This window comes from Cellulophaga fucicola (assembly GCF_900119145.1).
GTDB classification, from domain to species: domain Bacteria; phylum Bacteroidota; class Bacteroidia; order Flavobacteriales; family Flavobacteriaceae; genus Cellulophaga; species Cellulophaga fucicola.
Window position 1 is genome coordinate 700,467 of record NZ_FPIY01000001.1, and the last position, 18,283, is coordinate 718,749.

20 protein-coding genes are annotated in these 18,283 nt (G+C 33.2%); 10 read left to right on the top strand and 10 right to left on the bottom strand.

All coding sequences use genetic code 11. The features are described 5' to 3' along the window. Nucleotides 1-29 precede the first annotated feature (29 nt). Together BT107_RS03100 and ychF are read right to left on the bottom strand one after the other, a co-directional pair. Entirely contained in the window at nucleotides 30-1,886 is a 1,857-nt protein-coding gene (locus tag BT107_RS03100; RefSeq protein WP_072302287.1) for a DNA topoisomerase IV subunit B, read from the bottom strand. Between the two features lie 231 nt (nucleotides 1,887-2,117). Next, nucleotides 2,118-3,212 carry a redox-regulated ATPase YchF gene (gene ychF / locus BT107_RS03105; protein ID WP_072302288.1) on the bottom strand — a complete coding sequence of 365 codons (1,095 nt, stop codon included), beginning with the start codon at nucleotides 3,210-3,212 and terminating at the stop codon, nucleotides 2,118-2,120. 108 nt (nucleotides 3,213-3,320) lie between these two features. Between ychF and BT107_RS03110 the strand changes: the two genes are divergently transcribed. Further along, the gene (locus tag BT107_RS03110; protein ID WP_072302289.1) at nucleotides 3,321-6,011 is read left to right on the top strand and encodes a TonB-dependent receptor; all 2,691 of its coding nucleotides are present in this window, start codon (nucleotides 3,321-3,323) and stop codon (nucleotides 6,009-6,011) included. 70 nt (nucleotides 6,012-6,081) lie between these two features. Here BT107_RS03110 and BT107_RS03115 read toward each other — a convergent pair whose 3' ends face one another. Further along, complete coding sequence (locus BT107_RS03115; protein WP_072302290.1) at nucleotides 6,082-6,435, bottom strand: 4Fe-4S dicluster domain-containing protein; 354 nt, start codon at nucleotides 6,433-6,435, stop codon at nucleotides 6,082-6,084. Nucleotides 6,436-6,522: 87 nt separating this feature from the next. Between BT107_RS03115 and BT107_RS03120 the strand changes: the two genes are divergently transcribed. The 6 genes from BT107_RS03120 to BT107_RS03145 all read left to right on the top strand — a co-directional run bounded on the left by BT107_RS03120 (nucleotide 6,523) and on the right by BT107_RS03145 (nucleotide 11,399). After that, nucleotides 6,523-7,584 (top strand): acyl-CoA reductase, encoded by a 1,062-nt coding sequence (locus tag BT107_RS03120; RefSeq protein ID WP_072302291.1) that lies wholly within the window; start codon nucleotides 6,523-6,525, stop codon nucleotides 7,582-7,584. 157 nt (nucleotides 7,585-7,741) lie between these two features. Next, complete coding sequence (gene serC, locus BT107_RS03125) at nucleotides 7,742-8,806, top strand: 3-phosphoserine/phosphohydroxythreonine transaminase (protein ID WP_072302292.1); 1,065 nt, start codon at nucleotides 7,742-7,744, stop codon at nucleotides 8,804-8,806. A gap of 27 nt (nucleotides 8,807-8,833) precedes the next feature. Beyond that, nucleotides 8,834-9,787, top strand: a complete 954-nt coding sequence (locus BT107_RS03130) for a D-2-hydroxyacid dehydrogenase (RefSeq protein ID WP_072302293.1) — start codon at nucleotides 8,834-8,836, stop codon at nucleotides 9,785-9,787. A gap of 82 nt (nucleotides 9,788-9,869) precedes the next feature. After that, a complete protein-coding gene (locus tag BT107_RS03135) occupies nucleotides 9,870-10,514 on the top strand; it encodes a DUF937 domain-containing protein (RefSeq protein WP_072302294.1) in 645 nt (214 codons plus the stop codon). 79 nt (nucleotides 10,515-10,593) lie between these two features. Beyond that, entirely contained in the window at nucleotides 10,594-11,049 is a 456-nt protein-coding gene (locus BT107_RS03140; RefSeq protein ID WP_072302295.1) for a DUF6146 family protein, read from the top strand. 32 nt (nucleotides 11,050-11,081) lie between these two features. Then, the gene (locus tag BT107_RS03145; RefSeq protein ID WP_072302296.1) at nucleotides 11,082-11,399 is read left to right on the top strand and encodes a DUF6787 family protein; all 318 of its coding nucleotides are present in this window, start codon (nucleotides 11,082-11,084) and stop codon (nucleotides 11,397-11,399) included. A gap of 46 nt (nucleotides 11,400-11,445) precedes the next feature. Here the strand turns inward: BT107_RS03145 and BT107_RS03150 are convergent, their stop codons facing one another. The 5 genes from BT107_RS03150 to folE are packed head-to-tail and all read right to left on the bottom strand — an operon-like array spanning nucleotide 11,446 to nucleotide 14,312. After that, nucleotides 11,446-11,928: a monoheme cytochrome C gene (locus BT107_RS03150; RefSeq protein WP_072302297.1), complete on the bottom strand. Its 483-nt coding sequence runs from the start codon at nucleotides 11,926-11,928 to the stop codon at nucleotides 11,446-11,448. Continuing rightward, a complete protein-coding gene (locus tag BT107_RS03155; RefSeq protein ID WP_072302298.1) occupies nucleotides 11,929-13,149 on the bottom strand; it encodes a sulfite oxidase in 1,221 nt (406 codons plus the stop codon). It lies immediately after the preceding gene. Between the two features lie 21 nt (nucleotides 13,150-13,170). Continuing rightward, complete coding sequence (locus tag BT107_RS03160; protein ID WP_072302299.1) at nucleotides 13,171-13,356, bottom strand: hypothetical protein; 186 nt, start codon at nucleotides 13,354-13,356, stop codon at nucleotides 13,171-13,173. 1 nt (nucleotide 13,357) lies between these two features. Beyond that, a complete protein-coding gene (locus BT107_RS03165; protein ID WP_072302300.1) occupies nucleotides 13,358-13,660 on the bottom strand; it encodes a hypothetical protein in 303 nt (100 codons plus the stop codon). A 52-nt stretch (nucleotides 13,661-13,712) separates the two neighbouring features. Next, nucleotides 13,713-14,312, bottom strand: coding sequence for a GTP cyclohydrolase I FolE (folE, locus tag BT107_RS03170; RefSeq protein WP_072302301.1), 600 nt, complete (start codon nucleotides 14,310-14,312; stop codon nucleotides 13,713-13,715). Nucleotides 14,313-14,486: 174 nt separating this feature from the next. Between folE and BT107_RS03175 the strand changes: the two genes are divergently transcribed. Genes BT107_RS03175 through BT107_RS03185 form a run of 3 tightly spaced genes read left to right on the top strand, consistent with a single transcriptional unit; the run spans nucleotide 14,487 to nucleotide 16,661 of the window. Then, nucleotides 14,487-15,338 (top strand): ABC transporter ATP-binding protein, encoded by an 852-nt coding sequence (locus BT107_RS03175; RefSeq protein ID WP_072302302.1) that lies wholly within the window; start codon nucleotides 14,487-14,489, stop codon nucleotides 15,336-15,338. Nucleotide 15,339: 1 nt separating this feature from the next. After that, nucleotides 15,340-15,897, top strand: a complete 558-nt coding sequence (locus BT107_RS03180) for a CPBP family intramembrane glutamic endopeptidase (RefSeq protein ID WP_072302303.1) — start codon at nucleotides 15,340-15,342, stop codon at nucleotides 15,895-15,897. Further along, the gene (locus BT107_RS03185; protein WP_072302304.1) at nucleotides 15,897-16,661 is read left to right on the top strand and encodes a TIGR02757 family protein; all 765 of its coding nucleotides are present in this window, start codon (nucleotides 15,897-15,899) and stop codon (nucleotides 16,659-16,661) included. The genes BT107_RS03180 and BT107_RS03185 overlap by 1 nt, the downstream gene beginning before the upstream one ends. 55 nt (nucleotides 16,662-16,716) lie before the next feature. Here the strand turns inward: BT107_RS03185 and BT107_RS03190 are convergent, their stop codons facing one another. Next, complete coding sequence (locus BT107_RS03190; RefSeq protein WP_342039449.1) at nucleotides 16,717-17,574, bottom strand: 5-oxoprolinase subunit C family protein; 858 nt, start codon at nucleotides 17,572-17,574, stop codon at nucleotides 16,717-16,719. After that, nucleotides 17,555-18,283: a 5-oxoprolinase subunit PxpB gene (gene pxpB, locus BT107_RS03195; RefSeq protein WP_072302306.1), complete on the bottom strand. Its 729-nt coding sequence runs from the start codon at nucleotides 18,281-18,283 to the stop codon at nucleotides 17,555-17,557. Before pxpB ends, BT107_RS03190 begins: the two co-directional genes overlap by 20 nt.

Here is an 18,283-nt window from a genome sequence, read left to right on the forward strand (position 1 = left end):
AGAAAGACTCGTGTTTATCTGGTTTATAATTAGTTTTCCTCGACTATATCAAGTTCTACTTTAAGGTTTTCAATTATGAATTTTTGTCTGTCTGGCGTATTTTTACCCATATAAAAACTAAGTAATTGCTCTATAGACATTGACTTGTCTAGCATTACAGGTTCTAAGCGAATATCTGCTCCAATGAAGTGTTGAAACTCATCTGGAGATATTTCACCTAAACCTTTAAATCGGGTTATTTCTGGCTTACCACTTAACTTCTCCATAGCATCAGCTTTCTCTTCTGGACTATAACAGTAAAAAGTTTGTTTCTTGTTACGAACTCTAAAAAGTGGAGTTTGCAATATATATAAGTGGTTTTCTTTTATCAACTCAGGAAAGAATTGCAAAAAGAATGTAATTAATAATAATCTAATGTGCATACCATCTACATCGGCATCTGTTGCAATAACAATGTTATTGTAACGCAGATCCTCCATAGACTCTTCAATATTTAATGCAGCTTGAAGCAAATTAAACTCTTCATTCTCGTACACTATCTTTTTAGACATTCCGTACGAGTTTAATGGCTTACCACGTAAACTAAATACAGCCTGAGTATTTACATCTCTAGACTTAGTAATAGATCCAGATGCAGAATCTCCCTCTGTAATAAACAAGGTTGACTCTAATCTTCTATCTTTTTTTAAATCTCCTAAATGTACACGACAATCTCTAAGTTTTTTATTGTGTAAGCTTGCTTTTTTAGCTCTGTCTTTAGCTAATTTACGTATACCAGATAAGTCTTTACGTTCGCGCTCTGCTTGTATTATTTTACGCTGTAATGCATCTGCAGTATCTGTATTCTTGTGTAAATAATTGTCTAAATACTTACCAACAAAATCATTAATATATGTACGTACTGTTGGGTATTTACCCCCCATATCTGTAGAGCCAAGTTTTGTTTTAGTCTGACTCTCAAAAACAGGTTCCATTACTTTTATAGATACAGCAGAGATAATAGACTTACGTATATCAGAAGCTTCGTAGTTTTTTCCGTAAAAATCTCTTATTGTTTTTACTATAGCTTCTCTAAAAGCTGCTTGGTGAGTACCACCCTGTGTAGTATGCTGACCGTTAACAAAAGATTGGTATTCTTCACTATACTGGCTTTTACTGTGTGTAATAGCAATTTCTATATCGTCACCCTTTAAGTGAATAATAGGATATAGTAAGTCATCTGCATTATTGTTTTCTTCTAAAAGATCTTTTAATCCGTTTTCAGAAAAATATTTTTCACCATTAAAAACTATAGTTAAACCAGGATTTAAGTACACATAGTTTTTAAGCATACGAATTACATACTCGTTTCTGTACTTATAGTTTTTAAAAATAGCTTCATCTGGAGTAAAAGAAACTTTTGTTCCTTTTCTTTTTGAGCTTTCTACTGGTCCTTCTTCTGCAACAAGGTTACCTTGACTAAACTCTGCCCATTTTGATTGTCCCTCTCTAGAAGATTCAACCTTAAAAAAGTTAGACAAAGCATTTACTGCCTTTGTACCAACACCATTTAAACCAACGGACTTTTTAAATGCTTTAGAATCGTACTTGCCACCAGTATTCATTTTGGATACAACATCTACAACTTTACCTAGTGGAATACCACGACCATAATCGCGCACCTTAACAACATTGTCTCTTATGCCAATTTCAATGGTTTTACCGGCGCCCATTACAAATTCATCTATACAGTTATCTAAAACCTCTTTTAGAAGTATATAAATACCATCGTCTGCAGATGAACCATCACCCAATTTACCAATATACATTCCAGGACGCATACGAATATGCTCTTTCCAGTCTAGCGAACGGATATTGTCTTCTGTATATTTAGTATTGTCTGACATTGATTTAGGATAATTTCACTTTGCACGCTAATATAGTAAGTGTTAGAAAAAAATGAAACTCCTACGGCTTAAAGTAATTAACAATAGTACTTTTTATTTTGTTGATAGATAAAAATTAAGTAGTTACAAAATCATATTCCTTTTAAAAATGAGTATTTTTAACACTAACTCATAAAAAAATGCCACAACTTTTGTTGTGGCATTTTTTTTATTTCATAAGAGTATGTTTAATTACACATTAAATCTAAAGTGCATTATATCTCCGTCTTTAACTATGTATTCTTTACCTTCTACACGCATTTTACCTGCTTCTTTTACTTTAGCTTCACTACCGTAAGTAACATAGTCGTTGTAACTAATAACTTCCGCACGTATAAAGCCTTTTTCAAAATCGGTATGTATAACTCCTGCAGATTGTGGCGCAGTAGCTCCTACTGGTATTGTCCAAGCGCGAACTTCTTTAACACCTGCGGTAAAATAAGTCTCCAAGTCTAATAATTTATAAGCACCTCTAATTAATTTAGCAGAACCAGGCTCTTCTAGGCCTAAATCCTCTAAAAACATTTGGCGTTCCTCATAGCTCTCCAACTCTGTAATATCTGCCTCTGTACCTACTGCTAAGAAAATTACTTCTGCATTTTCTTTAGCAACAGCCTCCTTAACTTTTTCTACAAATGCATTACCACTTACCGCTGCATCTTCATCTACGTTACAAACGTACATTACCGGTTTGTCTGTAATAAACTGTAAAGGCTTTACAAACTCTATTCTATCCTTCTCATCTATTTCAATAGCTCTAATAGAAGTCCCTGCTTCTAAACCTTCTTTTATTTTTAAAAGAACAGCTTCTTCTTTTTGTGCTTCTTTATTTCCAGTTTTGGCTGTACGCTTAACTTTTTCTAGCTTTTTATCTACAGTTTCTAAATCTTTTAACTGTAATTCCATATCAATAGTCTCCTTATCCCTAATAGGATCTACAGAACCATCTACGTGTACTATATTATCATCATTAAAACAACGTAAAACGTGTAAAATAGCATCAGTTTCGCGAATATTTCCCAAAAACTGATTCCCTAATCCTTCACCTTTACTAGCTCCTTTAACAAGACCTGCAATATCTACAATCTCTACAGTAGCTGGTAAAACGCGCTCTGGGTCTACCAATTCTTCTAATTTCTGCAACCTTGCATCAGGAACGTTTACTACTCCAATGTTAGGCTCTATAGTACAAAACGGAAAGTTTGCACTTTGCGCTTTTGCATTAGATAAACAATTAAAAAGGGTAGATTTCCCCACGTTTGGCAATCCAACAATACCTGCTTTCATTTCTAATTCTATTTTTAGTGCCGCAAATATACCATTTATAAATTTTCAAGAACAAATAAAACGTTTTTGATTACCTTTAGATTAATAAAAACCTAAATATCAACCTATATGAAAAAAAATTGCATTCTTATTTTTAGTCTTTTGTGCTTCTCGTTCGCGTTTAGCCAAAGCACAATTACGGGTACCGTAGTAGACGACCAAGGAGCTCCACTTGCTGGAGTAAATATCCTTGAAAAAGGAACTACAAACGGAATATCTACAGATTTTGATGGTAAATACTCCATTGACACCCAAGCAAACTCCACACTTGTATTTAGTTACATTGGTTTTACAACGCAAGAAATTAGCACGTCTGGTAAAACAACAATTAATGTAACTTTATCTGAAGGTATGCTTTTAGACGAAATACAACTAGTTGGTTCTAGAAGCCCAAGAAGAACAGCTACGGACACCGCTGTACCTATAGACGTTTTAGATGTAGCAGAAATAGCATCTAATACGGGGAAAGTAGAAGTTAATGATATTCTACAGTATGCTGCTCCTTCTTTTAACGCCACTAAACAATCTGGATCTGATGGTGCTGACCATATTGTACCTGCTTCTTTAAGAGGTCTTGGTCCTGACCAAACGCTTGTTCTAGTAAACGGAAAAAGAAGACATCAATCTTCTTTAGTGAATATCTTTGGAACAAGAGGTCGTGGTAATTCTGGAACAGACTTAAATGCTATTCCTGCTTCTGCAATTAAAAGAATAGAAGTTTTAAGAGATGGTGCTTCTGCACAATACGGCTCAGATGCCATTGCGGGTGTAATTAACATTGTATTAAAAACCAATACAGATGGTTTTTCTGGCGGTGTAACTTACGGAGCTTATAGTACTGCTATTGGAGATGGATGGGCAGAAGAAACTGGTGAAACTTTATATAATGTAGAGGGCGAAAATAGATTAGATGGCAAAGACAAAAGGTTTGATGGAGCTACAACTAAAATAGACGTAAACTACGGTATGCCTCTTGGGCAGAATGGTGGTTACCTTAATTTAACTACAGAGTTTTTATCAAAAGAAAAAACACTTAGACCTGGTTTCTCTTGGAGAAAAGGGTATGGTGGCGCTGCTATTGACGGATTTAATTTTATGATTAACTCTGCTGTTCCTATAGATGAAAACACAGAGGTATATGCTTTTGGTGGCAGAAATTACAGAGATACTAATGCAAATGCTTTTTCAAGAGATGGTTTTGCAGATGGCGACAACAGAGCTGTTCCTAGCATCTATCCTAATGGTTTTACTCCACAAATTACGTCTTTAATTACCGATGCTTCATTGTCAGCAGGTGTTAGACATAAGATGGAAAACGGATGGAATATGGATTTTAATAATACGTATGGTAAAAACAATTTCCACTATTTTGTAAAGAACACAAACAATGCTTCCTTAAAAGATGCTTCTCCAACAGATTTTGATGCTGGTGGTCACTACTTATCTATGAATACTACAGGATTAGAGTTTAATAAGTATTTTGAAGATGTTGCAGCCGGTTTAAACGTTGCATACGGATTTGAATACAGAACTGAAAACTTTGGTATTTTCTCTGGAGAAGAGGCTTCTTATTCTTTATATGATGATAATGGCGTTGCCGTTACAAATCCAGCTACACAATCTGCTGCGCAAGATGGTAATGGAGACGATTTACCTGGTAGTTCACAGGGTTTCCCTGGTTATGGCCCTGCTAACGAAGTAGATCGTAGTAGAACTAATTATGGTATTTATGTAGATTCAGAGTTAAATGTATCTGAAGAATTTATGGTTGGCGGCGCTTTACGTTATGAAAACTACAGTGATTTTGGGAGTACATTCAACTTTAAACTTGCAAGTAGATATAAAGTAAGTGACAATTTAGCTTTTAGAGGTTCGGTTTCTTCTGGCTTTAGAGCTCCTTCTTTAGCGCAATTATACTACAACTTAATCTTTACAAATATTGTTGCTGGTAGATCTGTTCCTTCTTTATTATCTGCTAACAATAGTACAGTAACTAAAGCTTTTGGAATTGGACAGTTAAACGAAGAGAAGGCTTTTAATGCTAGTTTAGGTTTTACATATACAAACGGTGGTTTTTCTGCGACTATAGATGCATACTCTATTTCTGTAGATGACAGAATTATTTTAACAGACAATTTTACAGACCAAACTGTATTAGGCCCTCTAGGCGTAGATGCTGCACAATTCTTTGCCAACGGTGTAGACACTAGAACATCTGGTTTAGATATTGTATTAAACTATAGTACCGCTCTTGGTAGCGATGGAAAATTAAACATTGGTCTTATTGGTAACTTAAATGACCTTGAAGTAAAAGAGATACACAATGGCAACTTAAATGAATTCACATTTTTTGGACCATTATCTCAGGCTTATTTAGAAGCTGCAGCGCCAGATTACAAATTTGGACTTAATCTTGGTTACTCTACTCCTAAATTCAACATACAGTCTACTTTAACACAATTTAGTGAAGTGCAACTACAAGATTTTCAATGGGTAGATACTCCCGCTACAACACAAGCAGAAGCAGATGCTTTATACCCTGTAGCTACAGATATTTATGAAGCTGCGTTAGTAGTAGATCTAAGTGCTGGATATCAATTTTGTAAAAATCTAAAATTAACAATCGGCGCTAACAACTTATTTAACAAGTACCCTACTCCACAATTTGATGGATGGACAGATCAAGGTGGTTTAGCAGATTCTGTACAAATGGGCTCAGATGGAACCTATATTTTTAGTAGAATTAATTTTAATTTCTAAAAAAGAAAATATATAAATGCAAAAAGCGAGGACAATTGTCCTCGCTTTTTTTATGTAATAGAATTAAATACTATTCTTCAGGATGCATAAAACGTTGCTTCCCTAATAACTCTTCTTCTGTTTCAACAATATCATCATCTGGCACACAACAATCTACAGGGCAAACTGCAGCACATTGTGGTTCTTCATGAAAACCTTTGCACTCTGTACACTTATCAGGAGAAATATAATAGATCTCATCGCTTATAGGTTCTTGAGATTCATCAGCATCTACTTCTTTACCGTTAGGCAAAACCACCTTACCTTCTAAAGATGTACCATCTGCATATCTCCAGTCATCTGCACCTTCATAAATTGCTGTATTTGGACATTCTGGTTCGCAAGCACCACAATTAATACATTCGTCTGTTATTATTATTGCCATAATTTATATCAATTTTTAGACTGATATTTAATCAGTATATCTACTTTTGCACAAAGGTAAACCCTATTAAATCACTATACAAATAAAATGGCTAAACTTGAAGATAGAATAGTTGCTTTTTCTAAATTAGGAACTTTGTTTGCAGATTATTACGAATATGCAAGCTCTGAGAAACAGATAGAAACTAAAAATAAATGGGTATCTAAACTGCATGATGCTGTACACACAGCTAGCTTACATAACGGTTGGTTTACTGAAGAAAATATTCTTTTTTGCTTGCAAAGTTGGAGTAAGTTACTAACCCAAAAAGAGTTAAATAATTGGTTTAGAAAATATAACTTAAATACACTAAAAAACAAGCGTGTGGCTATAATAATGGCAGGTAACATTCCACTTGTTGGTTTTCACGATTTTTTAGCTACTATTTTAACAGGCAACACTACACTAATTAAGTTATCATCTAACGATAAAATACTTTTACCTTTTGTTTCTTCATTTTTAATAGAACAACTACCTAGTCTTGCAGATTCTGTAGTTTATATAGAAGGAAGGTTAGATAATTTTGATGCGGTAATAGCTACCGGAAGCAATAATACAGCCCGTTATTTTGAACATTACTTCGGCAAAAAGCCAAATATTATAAGAAAAAGTAGAAATTCAGTTGCCGTTTTAACAGGTAGTGAATCTAAAGAACAACTAGAAAATCTTAGTGAAGATGTATTTAGATATTATGGTTTAGGCTGTAGAAGTGTGTCTAAATTGTTTGTTCCTAAAGGATACGATTTTGACTCGTTCTTTAAAGCTATGTACCCAAAACAAGATATTATACACCACGTTAAATACGCTAATAACTATGATTACAATAAGGCTGTGTATTTAATGAGTGAGTTTAAAATTTTGGAAAATGGCTTTTTAATGATAAAAGAAGACCCTAGCTACGCCTCTCCTATTTCTTCTGTTTTTTATGAGTATTATGATACTATTGAAGAGTTAAAAGAAAAATTAAATACAGACAAAGAAAAAATACAATGTATTGTTTCTAATGGTTTATTAGATAATGAAGTTGACTTTGGGCAAACGCAACTGCCTAGTTTAACAGATTATGCAGACAATGTAGACACTGTTGAATTCTTGTTGAAAACATCCTAGAATTAATTAAAATTAAAAAAGGTCTATTGCTATAAAAGTTAGACCTTTACTCAATATTTAAATAAATTTATTACAGAGTTAAATAATTAGCATATAGCTAACTAACTCACAAACATTAATTGGTTTGCATGTACCAATTACAAACAAATTCTTACAAATGAAAAAACATAATTTTAGCGCAGGACCTTGTATATTACCACAAGAAGTATTGCAAAAAGCATCAGAAGCTTTATTAAATTTTAATGACTCTGGATTATCTTTAATAGAAATATCTCACCGTAGTAAAGACTTTGTTGAAGTAATGGACACTGCTCAATCTTTAGCCCTAGAACTTTTAGACCTTAAAGGTAAAGGTTACAAAGCTTTATTTTTACAAGGTGGTGCTAGTATGCAATTTTTAATGACAGCTTATAATTTATTAGAAAATAAAGCAGGTTATTTAAATACAGGTACTTGGAGTGATAAGGCTATTAAAGAAGCTAAGTTATTTGGAGAAGTAGTTGAAGTAAGATCATCTAAAGATAAAAAATTCAACTATATACCAAAAAATTATATGGTTCCTGCAGATTTAGATTATTTTCATTTAACATCTAACAATACCATATTTGGAACTCAGATAAAAGAATTTCCAAAAACTAAAATACCAATGGTTTGCGATATGAGTTCTGATATTTTTTCTCGTAAATTAGATTTTTCTCAGTTCGATTTAATCTATGCCGGAGCACAAAAAAATATGGGTCCGGCTGGCGCAACTTTAGTTGTTGTTAAAGAAGATATTTTAGGTAAAGTAACAAGACAAATACCTTCTATGTTAGATTATAAAGTACATATTAGCAAAGAAAGTATGTTTAACACACCTCCTGTTTTTGCCGTGTATACATCTATGCTAACCCTACAATGGCTAAAAAACCTAGGTGGCATAGAAGCTATTGAAGAAATTAACAATAAAAAAGCGCAGCTTTTATATTCAGAGATAGATTTAAACCCATTGTTTAAAGGGTATGCAGAAAAAGCAGACCGTTCTAATATGAATGCTACCTTTAATCTAACAGATGAAAAATTAAAAGGTTCTTTTGATGCTATGTGTAAAGAAGCAGGTATTAATGGCATTAACGGTCATAGATCTGTTGGTGGCTATAGAGCATCTATGTACAATGCACTTTCTTTAGATAGTGTTGGTGCACTGGTAGACGTAATGAGCGATTTAGAAAGAAACGCATAAGTTGTTATAAATAATTTAAGATTAAGTATGAAAAAAATATTAGCAAACGACGGTATATCTCAAAATGGTATAGACGCATTAGAAAAAGCTGGTTTTTCTGTAAGCACAACAACTGTAGCACAAGAACAGCTTGCTAATTACATAAACGAGAACAAAATTTCTGCTTTACTAGTACGTAGTGCCACACAAGTACGTAAAGATATTATAGACAGTTGCCCTACTTTAGAATTAATAGGTCGTGGTGGTGTTGGTATGGACAATATAGATGTAGATTATGCCAAAGAAAAAGGCCTACACGTTATAAACACACCTGCAGCCTCTTCTGCTTCTGTAGCAGAACTGGTATTTGCTCATTTATATAACGGTGTTCGTTATTTATATGATGCCAACCGTATTATGCCTTTAGAAGGAGATAGCAAGTTTAAAGATCTTAAGAAAGCCTACGCTAAAGGAGTAGAGCTAAGAGGTAAAACTATAGGTATTATTGGTTTTGGAAAAATAGGACAAGCAACAGCACAAATAGCACTTGGTGTTGGTATGAAGGTGATTTATCATGATATTAAAGTTGAAGAAGCTACAGTTGCTGTTTCTTTTTTTGATGGACAATCAGTTTCTTTTAAGCTAAAAAATACACCTAAAGATCAACTTTTAAAAGAATCTGACTTTATTACTATTCACGTTCCTGCACAAAAAGGGTACACTATTGGTGAAGCCGAGTTAGATAAAATGAAAGATGGTGTTGGTATTATTAATGCAGCTCGTGGTGGTGCTTTAGATGAAGTTGCTTTGGTTGATTCTCTAGAAGAAAACAAAGTTTCTTTTGCTGGTTTAGATGTATATGAGTCCGAGCCAAATCCAGAAATTAGAATTTTAATGCATCCAAAAATTTCATTAACACCACATATTGGTGCTGCCACTAAAGATGCACAAGATAGAATAGGTGAAGAATTAGCACAACAAATTGTTTCTTTACTGAAATAATTGCAGCTTATCGGTTATTCTATAATAGCATTATTTTTTTTTGTAAATTGAAGCATTATTAAACATTAACTAAACAAAAGAAATGTCAGGATTATTAGATTTATTAAACAGCCCATTAGGGTCGCAGATTATTAAAGGTGTTGCTGGTCAAGCAGGAGAGTCTGAACAAAAAACAGCAGGTGTTTTAAGTATGGCGCTACCTTTATTAATGGGTGCAATGAAAAAAAACACAGCTACTCCAGAAGGAGCTCAAGGATTAATGAGTGCTTTATCTGGTAAACATGACGGTAGTATCTTAGATAACTTAGGAGGTTTATTTGGTGGTGGTGTAGATGACAATGTTATGAACGATGGTCAAGGCATTTTAAATCACGTATTAGGAGCAAAACAACCACAGGTAGAAAATGCATTAAGCCAAAAAGCTGGTGTAAGTTCTGATACTGTTGCAACTATTTTAAAAATTGCAGCTCCTCTTTTAATGGGGGTGTTAGGTAAACAAGCTAAAAATGAACAAGTTGTTGAGTCTAACGGAATAGGAAACCTACTAGGTGGCTTATTAGGAAATGATGACAACAGTAATAAAGAACAATCTTTAATTGAATCTTTTTTAGATTCTGATGGAGACGGTAGTATTTTAGACGATGTTGCTGGTATGGTACTTGGTGGAGACAATAAAAGTGGAGGTTCTGGAATTGGCGGCTTATTAGGCGGTCTTTTTGGAAAATAAGAACACTTAAATTATATGTAAAAAAGCCACTTAATTTTATTGAGTGGCTTTTTTGTATCTTAGAGTAAATCTAAAAGCTATGAAAAAACAAATTTACTTGTATAGTCTATTGCTAGCTACTACTCTATTTTTAAATAGTTGTGTTAGCTCTAAAGAAGTTGTAACTATTTCTGATGCAGAAAAAGAAATCTTTACAGAAAAAGAAGGCGAGCCTGTTGTAATTGCTGATGAAGAATCTGAATACGAAATAACAATTATAGATCCAGGGTTTAGCGCTTGGCTAGTTAGTTATGCAAGGCCAGAGCAGTTTTATTCACAAAATTACCTTGAAACAAGAAATAGAGTTTATGTAACTGAGTGGAATGCAAGAGCAACACAGCCCTTTAGATACGACCCTAATTTGTACGAAATGCAAATAAATTACAATTCTAATACAGATTACGGCTACGAGGTTAACTATAAACTATACAATTACTTCATTTATTTTCAAAGAAAGTACAATCAACGTCTAGGGTATTTTGTTCCTCGCATATAAGCTATTATATTTGCGACCGATTAAACACTACTATGGAAAAATTAAAAAAACGTTGGGGAATAGATTCTAATTTCGCCATTGTTATGATACTTCTTGTTTTTGCCGTAACAGGATCTTCTTCTTTAAAAATTGCAAGACCATTTTTAGAGTTCATAGGTTTTACAAGAGAAATTTTTCCTGAGGACTGGTATTACGCTATTCCTTACTGGGCAGTACGGATTTTAGTTATTTTCCCAATCTACCAAATATTGCTAGTTGCTTTTGGTTGGTTATTTGGTCAGTTTAAATTCTTTTGGGCTTTTGAAAAGAAAATGCTTTCCAGACTGGGTTTAGGACGTTTTTTTAAATAAGAGTGCTTTATCAATTTAAAATAATAAAAACTTTTTAAGCCATTTACTAATTCAGCTCGTACCACTCTACATTTTCTAAATTAGCACGTCTGCCCATACTTTTAGGCGCGTAATTTTTAGCTAAGTAGTTTACTATTATATCTTCATTTTTACCCAAGTCCCAAAGGTTTTGGGTTTCTTGCATCCAACGTATTGTAGCAACCCATCGCTCTTTAGTCATTCTATTTTGAGTAACCATTTTGGCAGAGTGGCAGCTAGTACAATTATTCACTACAGTCATTAATCCGTCATCATCAACAAAACCTGTTCTTAAGTGTATGCCATCTTCAATTTTGTCCCAATCATCTTCTTCAATAGTATTTTCTACTACAACAGGTTGCAATTCTTCATCAGTATTAAAAGCAGATAAACTAGGATCTACAAGCGCATATATAGCAAATACAGTACCCAAAAGTACAACGCACCATACCATAATAAGCATTCTGTAGACTTGCTTAGCTTGGTCTTTAAATTTATTTTCTTCGCTCATCTATTTCACTTTTACAGCTATTCTATGACAAGCATTGTTTAAATATCCTTTAGGATTCCATCCAGGAACCAACATTGGTTGCCCTACTCCATTAGCATCAGTTGCTCTAGCCCAAATTTCATAATACCCTTTTTCTGGAAATGTAATTGTAGCATTAAAATGTTGCCAAGCCAATCTATTTATTGGTTTTTCTATAGCACATGTTTGCCAAGTAGCACCAAAGTCTATAGAATATTCCATTTTATCAACCTCTAATTCTCCTGCCCAAGCATGACCACGAACGTTTAGTTTTTTTTCTAAATCTATCATTGCTCCAGATTTAGGATAAGTTATTAAAGATTTTACAGGCATAGACTCAATAATCTTCATATCCTCATCTTTTACCTTTTCTCCTGGAGCAACAGTGTTTTTTGGAACCCTATAAGCTGGCGCTTTCATTTTAGCTCCGTCGTGCTCAATATTACGCACGCTAATACGGTTTAACCATTTACCAGAAGTAGATGCAGGCCAACCACCACAAACCAATCGTAACGGATATCCGTGAGCTGCAGGGATATCTTCTCCATTCATTTTAAAAGCCACTAAAGTTTCATCTTGTACTGCTTTACGCATTGGTACACCTCTAGAAATAGGTTCTTTATTTGGGTCTCTACTGATATGAGAATCCGCTGCGTGATACCCAATATATACCGCAGAATCTTTTACACCAACATCATTTAGAATATCTTTAAGTCTAACTCCGGTCCAGTTTGCACAAGATACTGCACCAACCGTCCATTGGTTGCCTTTTGCTGGCGGATTAAACTCTGATCTGCCATTACCACCACATTCTACAGTAAGTTGATAAGTATACTGCTTAAATTTTGATTTTAATTCTGATAAAGTATATGTTTTTTTCTGCTGTATAGATTCGCCATCTATGGTAAGTGTCCAACTAGAAACATCTATATTTTCTGGAGGAATTCCGTTATTTCTGATAAACATATTTTTGTTAGATGTTACTTTCTCATCTAACAAATGTGCTTTAGCTTCTATATTCCAAGGTTTATCATTTAAAATTACCATTTCCTTATCTAACCCAAATAAAGTAAATGGGTCTGTATCTTGCAAAGCTAAAGGTTGGTAATTAAGTGGCATTTTAGAACCAAAAACAATATCTGCTCCAATAATACCTGCCATAGTGGTTAGCGTGGCTTTTTTAACAAAATTTCTTCTCTTCAAATCAGTTCTAGGATATAATTATTACTCAATTTCTCCCCTATTTCTTGCCTTAATATTAAAAATCATTGCTACAGTTACAGCAGCAGCTGAAATAATACCAACATAAAAACCAATGCTTAAGTCGTTATAATCTGCAGTAAGTAGGTGCATTAAAATTAGTAATAAACAGAAGAATATTACAATAAATGGTATAATTTTTTTACTCATACTATTTTTTAGTGATAACTTTATCTAGTTTAGATCCGCTAATTACATAGGTATATAACCACATTAAGGTGAAAGATGGTATAAAATCTGTTCCTGGTATTAACTCTTCTACAAGAGATACCATACCAGCTGCTTTACCTGCAGTACCTTTATACATTCTAGTCATTAACCAAAAAGAAACTGGCGCCCAAACTACATCAGAAAATTCTCCTATTCCTAAAACGGAAAACGATAGCATTCCTACCGCATCAAAAAGAAGACCTAAGAACAGGTCTCTATATTTGTTATTTTTATTATTTGTCATATTAAAATAGTTAGTGTACTCTACTAATATACAAAAGTAATGCCAGTGTTTTTTATGACAAGCTAGAGCTAATCAACTTTAAAAACTCATTACGTGTTTCTTGCTTTTCAAACTGACCTCTAAATCCAGATGTAGTTGTAACAGAATTTTGTTTTTGTACTCCGCGCATCATCATACACATATGAGAAGCCTCTATAACTACAGCAACACCTTGTGGTTTTAATGTATCGTTTAAACACTCTAAAATATCGTGTGTTAAACGCTCTTGCACCTGTAATCTTCTTGCAAATACATCTACAATTCTTGGTATTTTACTTAAACCAACAATGTGTCCGTTTGGTATGTATGCAACATGTGCTTTACCAAAAAATGGAAGCATATGATGTTCGCACAAAGAATACAACTCTATATCTTTAATTATAACCATATCGTCATAATCTTCCTTAAACATTGCAGCCTTTAATATTTGTACTGGATCTTGCTCGTACCCTTGTGTTAAAAACAACATTGCTTTTGCTGCTCTTTCGGGTGTTTTAACTAAGCCTTCTCTTTCTATATCTTCGCCAACGCCCTTAATTATTTTAGAATAATTATCCTTTACTTCGTCTGCGGCTTCTAAATTATACTCCTCAAAATTTTTATAAAAAGACATAGTATATATTTTGTTTAAATCTAGTTTTTAATCTGTTTAAGAACTTATAAATAGAAAAAGTCCTCTTCTCTTTCAAAAATAGGTATTAAAATTGAATATTAAATACCGCTTTCTTTTATTTATTTTTGCCATATCACAGCTAATGACTACTTTCATCGGCGAAATAATAAGGGAATGATAAAAGCTAAAAATATTAGAAAGTTTTACGGGAAACTTCAGGTTTTAAAAGGTGTAAATCTTCATATAAAAAAAGGTGAAGTTGTTTCTATTGTTGGTGCTTCTGGAGCCGGTAAAACAACACTATTACAAATATTAGGAACTTTAGATAATCCCGATTTACAAAAAGATTCTTCTTTAGTTATTAATGATACAGATATTACATTATACAGTGAAAAAAAAGCTAAGAAATCTGCTCAATGGTTATTTTTTCTAAAAATAATATACTCCATACTTGTTGTTGTTTCACTTTTTATAAGTCCTGGAAACCTAGATGAATATGTAATGCTTACTATCAGAATTATTTTAGTTATACCCTTATTAATATTAGGTATTTTTCGTTTTATTAAAAAAGAAGAAAAATCTAATGATCTTTCATCATTTAGAAACGAACATATTGGCTTTATTTTTCAATTTCACCAATTATTACCAGAATTTACAGCTTTAGAGAATGCTTGTATCCCTGCTTACATAAGAAAAACACCTAAAGAAGAAGCTGAAAAAAGAGGAAAAGAACTTCTAGATTTTCTTGGTCTTTCTCATAGATACCACCATAAACCTAGTGAATTATCTGGAGGGGAACAACAGCGTGTTGCTGTTGCAAGAGCTTTAATAAACAACCCTTCTATTATTTTTGCTGATGAACCTAGTGGTAACTTAGATTCTGAAAGTGCTGATAACCTGCATAAATTATTTTTTAAATTACGAGATGAATTTGGACAGACCTTTGTTATTGTAACACACAATGAGGAACTTGCAGATATGGCAGATCGTAAATTAGTAATGGTAGACGGACAAATAAAAGAGTAGAATGCTAAAAGAAGTTTATCAGTTTTTAAAAGATCCTGAGAATACCAAAGACGAGAATACCAATTTTACATACAGAATAACCGTTTTTATAAAATTGCTCTTTTGGGGCTTGGCCATAGGTGTTGGTATTGTAATTTTTAACTCTATATGGGAAGTTACAGGTATTTTAGAACCTAATAAACACGCTATAAGCAAGGCTTTTGAAGAATATAGTACTCCTGTATTAGGATTACTAATAGTTATAGTGGCTCCTGTGTTTGAAGAACTTCTTTTTAGAGGTCCGCTTGGCTTTTTTAAAGACAATAAAACATTTAGAATTATACTATACATCTCTATTATACTATTTGGAGCAGTACATATTACAAATTTTGAAATTACACCAACGGTTTTAGCATTATCACCATTTTTAGTAGCTCCACAGTTGGTTTTAGGTACTTTTGCATCATTTATACGTGTTAAGTTTGGCTTAGTTTGGTCTATGCTATTACACGCTAGTCATAATTTTATGTTGTTTTTACCAATTCTAGCTCTTAAAATCTTAGATATTCCTATTGAATAATGACAAAAGCCGAATTAAAAGAGTTTTTAGATCTAAAGGTTATACAGTATAACAATCCAGACTTTATAACCTCAGATCCTATACAAATTCCTCATAGTTTTACTAAAAAGGAAGATATAGAAATTGCGGCATTTTTAACCGCTACAATTGCTTGGGGTAATCGTAAAAGTATTATTAAGAATGCAACACGAATGATGGAGCTTTTAAATAATTCTCCGCACGACTTTATACTACACCATTCTGATGATGATTTGGGAAATTTTAAAGGTTTTGTTCATCGTACTTTTAATGAAATAGATTTAACCTTTTTTGTACAGAGCTTAAAAAACATTTATATAAATCACGGTGGCTTAGAAGCTGTTTTTAAAACGCATACCAAAGAAAACGACTTACAAACTGCTATTTCTAAATTTAAGACTACTTTTTTTGAAATAGAACACCCTTTACGTACTACAAAACATATATCTGACCCTTTAAAAGGTTCTGCAGCTAAACGTATTAATATGTTTTTACGTTGGATGGTGCGAGACTCAAACACAAATGTAGATTTTGGTATTTGGAAAACCATTGACCCTGCACTACTCTCTTGTCCGTTAGATGTGCATTCTGGTAATGTAGCTCGTAAATTAGGATTATTAAAACGAAAACAGAATGATGCTAAAGCTTTAGCTGAATTAGATAAAAGCTTGCGTAAACTAGATCCTAAAGACCCATCTAAGTACGACTTTGCTTTGTTTGGTTTAGGTGTTTTTGAAGGGTTTTAGACTAGGTTTTTAGTTTTTCTCTATTCTCTTAATTCTTGACTCTTAACTTCTAACTCTAAATCACCTCAAAAACAAGTTCATCTCCAGTAAATTTCTGAGCTAAAGTATGCAAGGCTGTATTTGTAAGCTGTAATACTCTTGGGTAACCACCTGTGGTTTGGCAATCTTTCATTAAAATAATAAGTTGTCCAGATGGCGTTAATTGTACTGTTCCAGGTAAAACTACAGAGGTAATTATAGGTTCTAAAGTATTAGGCAAAAGCTCTGTTAGTTGGTATGCCATTCTACTATTATTTTTTGAAACCCTAAACACTGCATTTAATAGTTTTTTCTGTTGTTGAATAGTTAACTTATTAAACTCTGGCCCTTTATGCACAGTAATGATTTTTTCTTCTAAATAAACATTATTTACAGCTAAACTAGCGTTTGATTGTTTTTCTATAGTTACAGCATTTTTAATAGGTAAAAGAAGATTTTTTTGTATGGTTTTATGTTGAGTTACGTTTTTAAACATACTTCTACTTTTCATAACAACATCAGTTAAAAATCCGCCTAAAACAGCAATATAGCCTCTAAAACCACTCTTTTTTACTCCAAAAGACAAAATATCGTCCTTTTTCACAACAATTGTACTATTATTATTTATAGGTATGCTATTTAATTTTGGCTGAAAATCACCTCCTGAAATACATATTTTAGTAGTACATAAAAACTGAAGTTTTGGACCTGTCATTGTAAACTCTAAAACGGCATTATTTTTAGCATTTCCTAATAACAAATTAGCTATTAAAGCAGCTCTTTCATCCATTACACCTGCGTAAGGCACTCCGTATTGCTGATAGCCAAACCTACCTAAATCTTGTACCGAGGTAAAAAAACCTGTTTGCAACACTTTAACCATTGTAATCCTCACTTTCTATTTGAAAAACATTAGCATTAATTAAAGTTTTAATATCATCATACTTCTTTTTTGTAACCGAATAAAACTGAATAGCATCTCCTGGTTTAGCAAAACAAGGAACATCTTTGGTTACATCAAAAAAAGGAAGTGGCGAGTTGCCAATAATATTCCAACCTCCAGGGCTTTCTACAGGGTAAACTCCCGTTTGGTTACCTCCTATTGCCACCGCACCTTTTTTTATTCGTAACCTAGGCGTTGCTTTTCTGGGCATTATTAACTCTTCTGGCAATCCGCCTAAATACAAGAACCCTGGTAAAAAACCAATAAAGTAAACGGTATATATTGGAGCAGTATGTTGCTGTATTATTTTTGAAATAGAAACTCCCTTTTCTTGTGCTACAAATTCTAAGTCTATTCCGAAATCGGCATCATAACAAACCGGAATTTTAAATAAGGTTTTAATTACTGATGCCGCACTTAAACCTTCTGCATACAAATCCTTCAAAAGAGTTACTTTGGCACTTAAATCGACCTTAAAATCATTAAAAATAACCAATAAAGAGTTGTACGCAGTAGTTACCTGTACGTTAGTTGTTATTGTTGCTTCTATTTTTGTTTTAAACGCCAAAATATCATTTAAAACATCTTTATCTATAACAGGGTTCCACTCTACTAAAATAGAATGTTCACTATATATTTTATAGGTTAGTTTAAAACTCAT

Coding starts and splice junctions, on each gene's coding strand:
- BT107_RS03100 (WP_072302287.1), bottom strand. CDS start 1,886: ATGTCAGACAATACTAAATATACAGAAGACAATATCCGTTCGCTAGAC.
- ychF (WP_072302288.1), bottom strand. CDS start 3,212: ATGAAAGCAGGTATTGTTGGATTGCCAAACGTGGGGAAATCTACCCTT.
- BT107_RS03110 (WP_072302289.1), top strand. CDS start 3,321: ATGAAAAAAAATTGCATTCTTATTTTTAGTCTTTTGTGCTTCTCGTTC.
- BT107_RS03115 (WP_072302290.1), bottom strand. CDS start 6,435: ATGGCAATAATAATAACAGACGAATGTATTAATTGTGGTGCTTGCGAA.
- BT107_RS03120 (WP_072302291.1), top strand. CDS start 6,523: ATGGCTAAACTTGAAGATAGAATAGTTGCTTTTTCTAAATTAGGAACT.
- serC (WP_072302292.1), top strand. CDS start 7,742: ATGAAAAAACATAATTTTAGCGCAGGACCTTGTATATTACCACAAGAA.
- BT107_RS03130 (WP_072302293.1), top strand. CDS start 8,834: ATGAAAAAAATATTAGCAAACGACGGTATATCTCAAAATGGTATAGAC.
- BT107_RS03135 (WP_072302294.1), top strand. CDS start 9,870: ATGTCAGGATTATTAGATTTATTAAACAGCCCATTAGGGTCGCAGATT.
- BT107_RS03140 (WP_072302295.1), top strand. CDS start 10,594: ATGAAAAAACAAATTTACTTGTATAGTCTATTGCTAGCTACTACTCTA.
- BT107_RS03145 (WP_072302296.1), top strand. CDS start 11,082: ATGGAAAAATTAAAAAAACGTTGGGGAATAGATTCTAATTTCGCCATT.
- BT107_RS03150 (WP_072302297.1), bottom strand. CDS start 11,928: ATGAGCGAAGAAAATAAATTTAAAGACCAAGCTAAGCAAGTCTACAGA.
- BT107_RS03160 (WP_072302299.1), bottom strand. CDS start 13,356: ATGAGTAAAAAAATTATACCATTTATTGTAATATTCTTCTGTTTATTA.
- BT107_RS03165 (WP_072302300.1), bottom strand. CDS start 13,660: ATGACAAATAATAAAAATAACAAATATAGAGACCTGTTCTTAGGTCTT.
- folE (WP_072302301.1), bottom strand. CDS start 14,312: ATGTCTTTTTATAAAAATTTTGAGGAGTATAATTTAGAAGCCGCAGAC.
- BT107_RS03175 (WP_072302302.1), top strand. CDS start 14,487: ATGATAAAAGCTAAAAATATTAGAAAGTTTTACGGGAAACTTCAGGTT.
- BT107_RS03180 (WP_072302303.1), top strand. CDS start 15,340: ATGCTAAAAGAAGTTTATCAGTTTTTAAAAGATCCTGAGAATACCAAA.
- BT107_RS03185 (WP_072302304.1), top strand. CDS start 15,897: ATGACAAAAGCCGAATTAAAAGAGTTTTTAGATCTAAAGGTTATACAG.
- pxpB (WP_072302306.1), bottom strand. CDS start 18,283: ATGAGTTTTAAACTAACCTATAAAATATATAGTGAACATTCTATTTTA.